The following is a 10,919-nucleotide window of genomic DNA, read 5'->3' as shown; positions in this document are numbered from 1 at the left end:
CTTGGGGTTTTTTATCAAACAAATCCACTCCTAGCTTTTTGTTTCTCCATATTGCATATACGACAATAGGAAAAACATTTTCCTTAAAAATTACATAAACAGATTCTAATAATTCCCTTTTCAGCTATGTACCTGTCGTGGATATGCAAAGCATATAAGATTGACCCCTTAATCCTATCTGTGCTCATATCTTTACATTATACTTTCCTATAAGAGCTTTCGCAATAACTTACAAATGTTCTCTATTCCATGATACTCACTCTTTTACTTCTTAATTCTTTTTACTATTTTGATTTCCCTTTACAATTATGTAAATTTCTCCACTTATTCCGTACAAAATTATGGATATTCTACTTTCAGTATACTCTTTTATCAATATATACTCTAGATTTTATTGTAAAGAAAGCAAAAAGCCTAATCCAATATTTGGATTAGACCGCTTGTAAAATATGTTTAGCATGTTCTACATTTTTCTCAGTAGGTGGTTCTACATTTGCGAGTGGATACTTATGTCCAAGCGCCTCCCATTTATATACACCAAGCTTGTGATATGGTAACACTTCAACTTTTTGAACATTAGACAGACTTTGAATAAAGCTAGATAGTTTTTGTAGATCCTCTTCATTATCCGTAACACCAGGAACTAATACGTGTCGTACCCAAATCGGTTTATCCTTATTCGATAAATAACGAGCGAATTGTAAAATATGTTCATTTGGTTTCCCTGTTAATTTACGATGCTTTTTGGAATCGATATGTTTCAAATCCAATAAAACTAAATCTGTATAATCCATTAAAATATCTAGCTTACTTTGGAATTCTGGTTCCTCAGAATAACAACCACCAGAAGAGTCGATTGTTGTATGGATACCAGCCTCTTTACACTTTTTAAACAACTCAATTAAAAAGTCTAGCTGTAATAATGGCTCTCCACCGCTAACTGTTATACCGCCTCCGGAGGCTTCAATAAATGGAAGGTAACATGTCACATCCTGCATCACTTCTTCAACTGTTATTTCTTTACCTTTACCGATTTCCCAAGTATCAGCATTATGACAATATTGACAACGTAATAAACACCCTTGTGTAAATATGACATAACGAATCCCTGGGCCATCAACAGTACCACAAGACTCTACAGAATGTATTCTTCCTTTTACCATGTTACTTCCTCCTTTATTGAAACAGCCTCCCTTCGCTATATATTAAGAGCGAAGGGACACTTTTTTCATTTACATGCTTTCATGCATTGTACGGTTAATTACATCAATTTGTTGTTCACGAGTTAATTTAATAAAGTTTACAGCGTAACCAGATACGCGAATTGTTAATTGTGGATATTTCTCAGGATGTTCCATTGCATCCATTAATGTTTCACGATTAAATACGTTAATATTTAAGTGATGGCCTTCTTTTACTGCATAGCCATCAAGCATAGATACTAAGTTACGTACTTGTACATCATCTTCTTTACCAAGTGCTTTTGGAATAATAGAGAATGTATTAGAAATACCATCTTGTGCATCTTCATATGGTAATTTAGCTACAGATAATAATGAAGCTAATGCACCTTTTGTATCACGTCCGTGCATTGGATTTGCACCTGGTGCAAATGGTTCTCCAGTACGGCGTCCATCTGGAGTGTTACCAGTTTTCTTACCGTATACAACGTTAGATGTAATAGTTAAAATTGACATTGTATGAACTGAATTACGATATGTTTTATGTTTACGAAGTTTATTCATAAATGTTTTCACGAGATTTACAGCGATTTCATCTACACGATCATCATTGTTACCGTATTTAGGGAAGTCTCCTTCAATTTCGAAGTCCACTGCAATACCGTTTTCATCACGGATTGGTTTTACTTGTGCGTATTTAATTGCACTTAATGAGTCTGCTACTACAGATAGACCCGCGATACCTGTTGCCATTGTACGAAGAACATTCGTATCATGAAGTGCCATTTCAATACGTTCATAGCTATATTTATCATGCATGTAATGGATAACATTTAGTGTGTTTAAATATAGACCCGCTAACCATTCCATTGTCATATCAAACTTATGCATAACTTCTTCGTAATTTAATACTTCAGAAGTAATTGGTGCGTACTCAGGACCAACTTGTGCTTTTGATTTTTCATCTTTACCACCGTTAATCGCATATAATAATGCTTTCGCTAAGTTTGCACGAGCTCCGAAGAACTGCATTTGCTTACCGATTCTCATTGCAGATACACAACAAGCAATTCCGTAATCATCGCCGTAATCAGCACGCATAATGTCATCATTTTCATATTGAATTGCTGATGTTTTGATGGACATTTTCGCACAGTAGTTTTTAAAGTTCTCTGGTAATTGTTTAGACCAAAGAACTGTTAAATTCGGTTCTGGAGCTGGTCCTAAATTATCTAATGTATGCAAGAAACGGAATGAGTTCTTTGTTACTAATGGACGACCATCTAATGCAATACCACCGATAGATTCAGTTACCCAAGTTGGGTCACCAGAGAATAATTCATTATAATCAGGTGTTCTTGCGAATTTCACAAGACGTAATTTCATAATGAAGTGATCTACAATTTCTTGTACTTCTTCTTCTGTTAAAGTACCATTTGCTAAATCTCTTTCAATGTAAATATCTAAGAATGTAGAAGTACGTCCAAGACTCATTGCAGCTCCGTTTTGCTCTTTAATCGCCGCAAGATATGCGAAGTATAACCATTGGAACGCTTCTTGTGCATTTGTTGCTGGTTTAGAAATATCGAAACCATGAGAAGCAGCCATTTGTTTTAGTTCTTGAAGTGCACGCATTTGCTCAGATAATTCTTCGCGTAAACGCATTGTATCTTCGCTCATTACACCGCCAGTTAAATTTAAATCAGCTTTTTTCGCTTCAATTAAATGATCAATACCATATAATGCTACGCGTCGATAGTCACCGATAATGCGTCCACGACCGTATGCATCTGGAAGACCAGTAATAACGCCTGATTTACGTGCATTTCTCATTTCTGGTGTATAGGCATCGAATACACCTTGGTTATGAGTTTTTCTCCAATCTCTAAAAATACGACTAAGTTCTTTGTCCATTTCGTATCCATAAGATTCACAAGCTTGCTCCGCCATACGAATACCACCATATGGTTGTAAAGAACGTTTAAATGGTTTATCAGTTTGGAAACCGACTACCTTTTCAATATCTTTATTTAAGTATCCTGGGTCATGTGATGTAATAGAAGAAACAATTTTTGTATCCATATCAAGAACGCCACCGTTTTCACGTTCTTTTGTTGTTAAATCCATTACTTGATCCCAAAGTTTTTTCGTTGCTTCAGTTGCTTCTGCTAAGAAAGATTCGTCTCCTTCGAAAACGTTTACATTATTTAAAATGAAATCGCGAACATCAATCTCTGCTTTCCATTTTTCACCTTTAAAGTTTTCCCATGCGTTTTTAACATTTTCTAATACTTGAGTCATCCTAATCTCCTCCATTTTTGATTAGTACAGGACTAAGATTTTTTATATAACAGCTTACACACTTAGAATACTACTTTTTTAAGAAAGTGAACGAAATAGTTGTGACATGTTTGTGAAAAGTTGAGCAAACTACTATATATATAGTGGTAACTTCATTTAAAAGTCTTTAAAATTAACCCTTTCCTTAATTGTATTTTTTTGGTATTCTTATATACGAGTCCTATTTTGTAATATAAGAACAATACCCATTGTAGAGCTGTAATACTCTTATCTCCTAATCTGTTATAGTTTTTATAACAGAACAAAAAAGTGTACACATGTTGTACACTTTTTTGTTACTTCTATAAAACATCTCTTTTTCTATTGCCATCATAGAATCCGCCACGATTGTCTGTTAATGCAATTATTTGCTCTAGTCCCTCTATATGATCACCTATAATTCGAAGTACAGCTGGAGGATGACCTATTTTTGCAAAATGTTCACTGGGACGAATACGGTTCATCTTATCAACCTCAACACGATATACACACGCAATTTCAAATCCAGAAAGAAGAGCCTTCACTTGTGCTACACAAGGTGACAATAAAGATTTATACCCAATTGCTTTCAAACACTTGTGGCTAAATGCATTAGGTACCGCAATAAGTGATCCTACCCCTAAATCCTTTCTATCACAAGCTAAATTTAGTGCATACTTAAACGCAGTTACAAGATGAAGTGGTACTCTTAGATCTAAATAATGATTTAAATCATTTAATGCGACGTCCTTTCCATCTGCAATAGCTTTTGCAAAAGGATATAGCTCCCTAGCTGGAATAACAAAATCACCATCTATAAATAACACAATTTCTCCTTTTGCAAAATAAGTTCCAAGTGAACGCCCTACATCGTTTCCAAGGGCTTCTTTATATACAATTGTCGTTGCGCCCTTGTCTTTTGCAATCGTTGCTGTTTTATCTGACGAACCATTTACGACGACGATGATTTCAAAAGGTTCAATTTTACGAAGCTCTTCTATAACGTTTCCAATTGTTTTCTCTTCATCTTGTACAGGAATAACAACCGATAGTTGCTTTCCTTTATACAAATTGGATGTAACGCCCCATCCTTGATAAAAATCTTCGAAATTTAAAGTATGATAGACGCTATTCCTTTTCCTATTTCCATCATAATATCCCCCGCGTGTATCACTGCTTACTATCCGTTCCGCAACAGCTTCTATATGATCACCTATCATTCTTCTTTCAGATTGAGAAAGGCTCGTGCCATATGCAGCATGTTCAACCGGTCGAAATTTATTCGGCGTAATAACATCAATAGCACAATGACGGCTAATTCTCCATTTACTTTGTGCTATACGTAAATGAGCTACAATAGGATTAACTAAACATTCGTATCCAATACTCTGGACGACTTCTTTCGTCAACGCATGAGGTACAGATAATAAAGAATCTATTTTTAATTCTTCACGCTCTAACATTGCATTTAATATTTGACGCCACACTGTAACAGAATGGGGTTTTTGTTTCTTTAAAAACAATGCGTCCAAATTATTTAAAACGATGTCAGTCTGATCATGTAAAATCGGATTAAGAAACAATTGTAATTTTGAAGTTGGAATAGCAAAGTCCCCATCTATAAATAGTAATACATCACCTATCGCATATTTTGCGCCAACTGCACGTCCAACATCGTTTCCTAATAGTTCTGTATGCCTGATTACTTTACATCCTAACCGATTAGCAACCTCTTCTGTACCATCATTACAACCATTTGCTATTACAATAATCTCTACTGGATTTAACGGTTTTACCGATTGAATAACGTCTGAAATTGTATCCACTTCATTACTTGCAGGAATAATAACTGATAGCGACTTAGCCATTGTTTTCTTCATGAAACCACTTAATAGTTTCTTTCAATCCTTGTTCCCACGTTACTGTCGCTTGAAATTGAACAAGCTCTCTTAACTTCGTTACGTTCGGCCTTCTATTTGGAATTTCTTCAAAGCCATGTGGATATACTTCCTCAAAAGGAACTTGTATAATTTTTGAAGAAGATTTCGTTAGTTTTTTAATTGTTTCTGCTACTTCTTTTATACTCTTTTCGTTCTCGGAACCTATATTAATAATCTCACCATTTACCTTCTCATCCATTGCTCGAATCGTTGCCTCTACCGCATCACTTACATACGTAAAGCAACGTGTCTGCTTTCCATCTCCATATACGAGAATATCTTCTCCTTGCAGGGCCGCACTGATAAATCGTGGGATTACCCCTGCATACGGACCATCTTTCGCTCTTGGACCATAAATATTAAAATAACGAACAATTGTTACCGGTAAACCTTCTAATGCGTAGCCTAAACATAATGTTTCTTCTAATGTTTTACACACTGCATAACTCCAACGTATTTTAGAAGTTGCCCCGTACAATCGGTCCCCTTCTTCTGAGAAAGGCGGTTTGCCCTTGCCATATACTTCGGAAGTAGATGCAAAAACTACTTTCTTCTTTCCTTTTAATGCTGCTTGTAAAATGTTTCTCGTTCCATCAAAATTCGTTTCAATGAGCTCTATACTTTTTTCCATTGTCGTTTTAACACCTAAAATTGCTGCTAAATGAAACACTACATCATGTTGATTTACTAACTCATAAATAGAATTTTTGTCTAAAACACTTATTGGAATAACCCGCATCTCTCTCATTAGCTCATTATGATACTTATTTTTCCCTTTATAGAAGTTATCCACAATCGTGACTTCATAACCCCTTCTCACCAACTCTTCAGCTAAATGAGATCCAATAAATCCGGCCCCACCTGTAATTAAACATTTCTTACTCATACACTCACCTTCTTTATAATTCCCCTTGTATCTATTACTCGGTTCATTCCTTTAAAAAGCTTCCAATCGATATTAGAATGATCAGTTAAAATTAAAATACAACCTGCCTCTTTAACTGTTTGTTCATCCAAGGCAACGGATTGATACACCTTATCTCCAATTTCTGCAGAAGAAATATATGAATCATGGTATTTTATCTTGTATCCTTCTTTTATTAGTAATTGAATAATTGGCAAAGCCGGTGATTCCCTCAAATCATTTACATCTTTCTTATACGCGATTCCTACAATTAAAACTAGTCCGGGTGATTGCACCATGCCCTTTACTTTCCGGACAATTTTCTCTGGCATTTCTTCATTAATTACATGTGCCGCCTCAATTAATTGACTAATTGCCCCATTCTTTTTTATTCTCCATTGAAAATATAAAGGATCTACGGGAATACAGTGCCCCCCTATCCCTGGTCCTGGCCAATACGGAGTAAATCCAAACGGTTTTGTAGATGCCGCTTCAATAACCTCATAAAAATCAATCCCTAAACTTTCACATAGTGTGTTTAACTCATTTACTAAAGAAATGTTAACTAAGCGCTGAATATTTTCAAATAGCTTACACATCTCTGCTACTTTCGGAGAGCTAACAGGTACAACTACGTCAAAAATGCTACTATATAAATCCTGTACTTTTTGTTTGCACTTTTCTGTTTGTCCACTAATAACTTTTGGAATAGCTTGAACTGAATATTGACTATTTGCTGGATCAATTCTCTCAGGAGAATATCCAATATAGAAATCTTCTCCTACCTTTTTGCCGGCTTGAGAAATAATAGGAATAATAACTTCCTCAAGTGTGCCTGGGTATGTGGAACTTTCAAAAATGAAGGTTTGTCCTTTTTGGAGATTTTGTTGTATATAATGCGAAGCTGAAATGAGGGCACTTAAATCTGGTTCTCTTCGTTCATTAATTGGAGTTGGAACAGTAACAATAACATAATCACTATTTTGGAAATCAGTAATACCTTTATCTGGTGTATTTACTATTAATTTATTTTTAGTCAATAAACTTTGTAACACTTTAGAAGAAACATCTGGAATATAACTTTCTCCTTTTATAATCGATTCTATTTTTCTAGTATCTTTATCTAATCCTAGTACGGTATATCCTCTTTCTGCAAAATGGACTGCTAAAGGAAGACCAACATACCCTAATCCAATAATAGCTACTTTACTACTAGCATTCATCTGTATTCTTTTCTTCCTTTCTCAATTGTTGAATAATGTCTCTATCGCGATCTCCATCCGTAAAACTCCCACGTTCGTCTGTATATTGTAATAGATAAGCAATCGCCTCAAGTTGATCACCGAAAATACGGTCAAATGCCGGAATACGTCCATTTACAAACCCATGTTGCTCCGGGCGTACCCGATTGGTTTTTATAACATCTACAAATTCTACTGCTGTAATAGAAAAAACCTCCAAAATAGCTTTCATTTGGGCTAATGGCGGAATAACAAGCGAGTCATATCCTATTTTCTCTATTACCCTTTTATGCATAGCATGTGGTACTGCCGTTAATGAGTTATTCCATAAATCCGGTCTTTTCGCTACTAAATTCACAAAATATTTCCCCATACTAATTGGATCTGCAGGATGAAACATATCTAATAAGCATTGTAAATCATTTAAAACCACGTCACTTCCATCTTCAACAGCTTGCAAAAATGGAGTGAGTTTTTTTGCTGGAATAACAAAATCACCATCAACGAATAAACAAATATCTGCCGTAGCATGCATGGCACCTATCGCTCGTGCTACATTATGTCCAAGCGCCTTCGTAAATTCAACAACAATAACATTTTCTAGCTTTGCGTGTTTAACAGTCTCAAAATCTGCGCCATTCGCGACAACAATAATTTCATCTACCCCTGCTTTTTTCACTTCTTGTATAACAGATCTTATCGTCATTTTTTCTTCTGACACTGGTATAATCGCACTATATTTCGCTTTTTCCTTCTTTAATACAACGGGTTTATAGTTCCCTATAAACTCTCTATCCCTGTTTCCCTCCGAAAAACCGCCGCGTTTACCATATGTTTCGATTACGTATTGTAAAGCACGTAAATGATCACCCATAATACGGCTAGTCGCTTTCGGATAAGGAGAACCAGGTGATGTTCCCGTATGCACAGGACGAACCTTATTTGTGTGAATTACATCGACCGAAGCCGTATCAACAATATCTACTCCTCTAGACATCGCCATCGCTTGAAATAGTGCTGGATCTGCTAAATTCCACCACCCAAGTTTCTCGATAACTTTCCTGTTCATCGCATGTGGAATTGCGATTAAAGATCCAACAACAAGCTCCTTTTTATTCAAATAACGATTCAACATGAACTTTCCAACTGTCGTATAATGTGGTCTCATCTTTAAATAAACCGACCATGTTAAATTATTCACAACAATTTGATGCCCTTGTTGAATCCCTTTCACGAAACGTTGTAACTCTTTACTATCAATAACAATATCACCATCTAAAAACAAGACAATTTCACCTTTTGCTTCTCTAGCTCCAATAGCCCGTCCAACATCATTGCCAAGAGAATGTTTATAATAAATCATGTGACAATGATGTTGTAACGCTATTTTTTTCGTCCCATCTGTTGACCCATTATCTACCACGATAATTTCGTAAGGCTCGAGCTTCTCCACTTCTACTAAAACTTGCGATAAAGTACTCGCTTCATTGTGCGCTGGAATAACAACTGATACTCTCATACTTGTATCACGCTTACCCTTCCAATCGAACATAAGCAATAATAGGAGTACGCACAATTACATCTTCCGGTGGTCCATAAGAAGGAGAAGTACGCACAATTATCGCCCCATCTGTCACAGATAAAAGAATGCCTGTAACAATTTCTACAGCTGTCACAACTTGCACTAGCTCACCAACATGGTTACGTAATTCATCAGTAAATAACATATATAACTCTCCTTTCTTACACTTCTTTAATTGATATAATGCTTGTAAATGGTAATAAAACTTCAGTTCCTATTCCTTCTTGCAATGTTAAGAAATCATCACCAACTGCTACAATAACGCCTGTTAATTGTCCAACCGTCACCGTAATTTCTACGTTTTTACCTAAATACTGCTTTGCAATTTCTTTAAAAGGTGATGTATTGCATTCTTTTAAAATATTACAAATAATAGATTGAAATTGACTTGATTTTATAAATTCTTCCGTAGCTTGCTTAGAGTTTCTTTGAATAAACCTTGCAAAGTTTTGCGAAAATAAAAGTCGTTCCACAGCAGGCAATAATTTGTCATCTAAAAAATAGCCTAATTGTCTATTAAATAATCTTGATAACTTATGCCAATATTTTCCGAACAGACACATACACTTCTCCTCCTATTATTTTTAGATTACAAAATTTTACATCCATACATCTTAATGTATACAAAACAGATATTTTTGTGATAGGTAAGACATACATTTTCTAAAAGAAATATTTGTTTAAGGGCATAAAAAAAACTATCCAAAAGGATAGTTTCTTACACTTCAATATTCCGCAACATTGTATAAATGTCGTTATTCACTTTACCAAACGATTTAATGTTGTTTTGGATGTTAGATAATAAAACGACATACACACTTCCGCTTTTACTAAATCCATTTAAGCAATTCCATCCTGGCATTACACCGTGATTCGAATAACTTCCTGGGTCTACGTACCATCCAAATCCGTAATCTTTTTTTCCGCCTGTAAACATTTGATCATAGCTCTCTTTTGAAATTAACTTTCCAGAGAAGAGTGCTTCGTTAAATAAATATAAATCATGTGCACTCGTATATATATCACCACAACCATATAGTTGTGACATGCTCGGAATATTAGGTGTTGTCATATTGTTATTTACTATTTTATAACCCGTTGATGGGAATCTTGTTTGTTCTAATTCTGTGCCAAAACCAGAATGTTTCATACCCACAGTAGCAAAAATATGTTGTTTAATATATTCTTCGAGCGGCTGTCCACTTACCTTCTCGGCAATGTATGCAAGTATAGAGTAGTTCGAATCGGAATACTTCCACTTCTCTCCTGGACCACCAATACGCTTTTGATTTCCTATTCGCTTTATCAGTTCTTCATGAGAAATATCTTCTTTTCCCTGCTCATATTCTGGAATCCCTGATGTATGTGTTAATAGATGTTTTAGCTGAATACTATTACCTTGTGGAAAATCTGGAATATACTTCGCAACAGTATCTTCTACTTGTACTTTTTTTTGATCTTTCAACTGCATAATAGCGGTTGCTACAAACGCCTTTGAAATAGAACCAATATAAAAAGTCGTCTCTGAATTATTGGGTACTTGCTGCTCTTTATTTGCCATACCGTACCCTTTATTCAGAAGAACTTTTCCGTTCTTCACAATAACAGCTGTCCCGCTAAATCCTGCGTTTTGTAAATACTGGTCCAATTGAGCGTTTTCATTAATTTCTTGAGGTGGTCCTTCAGTAGGCTGTTCCGCAGCTTGCGCTTGCTTCACTTGTTCTTCCTGCTCTTTTTGTTTTTGTTCTTCTT

At 35.5% G+C, this 10,919-nt stretch carries 9 protein-coding genes and 1 pseudogene; all 10 read right to left on the bottom strand.

The annotated features are described in order from the left end of the window. Nucleotides 1–431: 431 nt before the first annotated feature. Nucleotides 432–1,163 (bottom strand): pyruvate formate-lyase-activating protein, encoded by a 732-nt coding sequence (gene pflA / locus MR167_RS28480; RefSeq protein ID WP_000238468.1) that lies wholly within the window; start codon nt 1,161–1,163, stop codon nt 432–434. 69 nt (nt 1,164–1,232) lie between these two features. Beyond that, the gene (pflB, locus tag MR167_RS28475) at nt 1,233–3,482 is read right to left on the bottom strand and encodes a formate C-acetyltransferase (protein ID WP_242316042.1); all 2,250 of its coding nucleotides are present in this window, start codon (nt 3,480–3,482) and stop codon (nt 1,233–1,235) included. Nucleotides 3,483–3,634: 152 nt separating this feature from the next. Next, nucleotides 3,635–3,855: pseudogene (locus tag MR167_RS28470) on the bottom strand (hypothetical protein). After that, entirely contained in the window at nt 3,824–5,368 is a 1,545-nt protein-coding gene (locus MR167_RS28465; protein WP_012614731.1) for a glycosyltransferase family 2 protein, read from the bottom strand. Before MR167_RS28465 ends, MR167_RS28470 begins: the two are co-directional and overlap by 32 nt. Continuing rightward, nucleotides 5,361–6,326, bottom strand: coding sequence for an NAD-dependent epimerase/dehydratase family protein (locus tag MR167_RS28460; protein ID WP_000037052.1), 966 nt, complete (start codon nt 6,324–6,326; stop codon nt 5,361–5,363). Before MR167_RS28460 ends, MR167_RS28465 begins: the two co-directional genes overlap by 8 nt. Beyond that, nucleotides 6,323–7,567, bottom strand: coding sequence for a nucleotide sugar dehydrogenase (locus tag MR167_RS28455; RefSeq protein ID WP_000994266.1), 1,245 nt, complete (start codon nt 7,565–7,567; stop codon nt 6,323–6,325). Before MR167_RS28455 ends, MR167_RS28460 begins: the two co-directional genes overlap by 4 nt. Next, complete coding sequence (locus MR167_RS28450) at nt 7,557–9,104, bottom strand: glycosyltransferase family 2 protein (protein WP_012614730.1); 1,548 nt, start codon at nt 9,102–9,104, stop codon at nt 7,557–7,559. Before MR167_RS28450 ends, MR167_RS28455 begins: the two co-directional genes overlap by 11 nt. Before the next feature lie 13 nt (nt 9,105–9,117). Continuing rightward, complete coding sequence (locus MR167_RS28445; RefSeq protein WP_000899475.1) at nt 9,118–9,312, bottom strand: LSm family protein; 195 nt, start codon at nt 9,310–9,312, stop codon at nt 9,118–9,120. Between the two features lie 16 nt (nt 9,313–9,328). After that, on the bottom strand, nt 9,329–9,730 hold the full coding sequence (locus tag MR167_RS28440; protein WP_000335512.1) for an LSm family protein: 402 nt from the start codon (nt 9,728–9,730) through the stop codon (nt 9,329–9,331). A gap of 155 nt (nt 9,731–9,885) precedes the next feature. Next, on the bottom strand, nt 9,886–10,919 hold a 1,034-nt coding region (locus MR167_RS28435), incomplete at its 5' end, for a serine hydrolase domain-containing protein (protein WP_242316040.1).

The sequence above is a fragment of the Bacillus cereus group sp. BfR-BA-01355 genome (assembly GCF_022663675.1).
Lineage (GTDB): Bacteria > Bacillota > Bacilli > Bacillales > Bacillaceae_G > Bacillus_A > Bacillus_A thuringiensis_S.
This window is presented reverse-complemented; position numbering and strand designations above follow the sequence as displayed.

Coding starts and splice junctions, on each gene's coding strand:
- MR167_RS28455 (WP_000994266.1), bottom strand. CDS start 7,567: ATGAATGCTAGTAGTAAAGTAGCTATTATTGGATTAGGGTATGTTGGT.
- pflA (WP_000238468.1), bottom strand. CDS start 1,163: ATGGTAAAAGGAAGAATACATTCTGTAGAGTCTTGTGGTACTGTTGAT.
- MR167_RS28445 (WP_000899475.1), bottom strand. CDS start 9,312: ATGTTATTTACTGATGAATTACGTAACCATGTTGGTGAGCTAGTGCAA.
- MR167_RS28440 (WP_000335512.1), bottom strand. CDS start 9,730: ATGTGTCTGTTCGGAAAATATTGGCATAAGTTATCAAGATTATTTAAT.
- MR167_RS28465 (WP_012614731.1), bottom strand. CDS start 5,368: ATGGCTAAGTCGCTATCAGTTATTATTCCTGCAAGTAATGAAGTGGAT.
- pflB (WP_242316042.1), bottom strand. CDS start 3,482: ATGACTCAAGTATTAGAAAATGTTAAAAACGCATGGGAAAACTTTAAA.
- MR167_RS28460 (WP_000037052.1), bottom strand. CDS start 6,326: ATGAGTAAGAAATGTTTAATTACAGGTGGGGCCGGATTTATTGGATCT.
- MR167_RS28450 (WP_012614730.1), bottom strand. CDS start 9,104: ATGAGAGTATCAGTTGTTATTCCAGCGCACAATGAAGCGAGTACTTTA.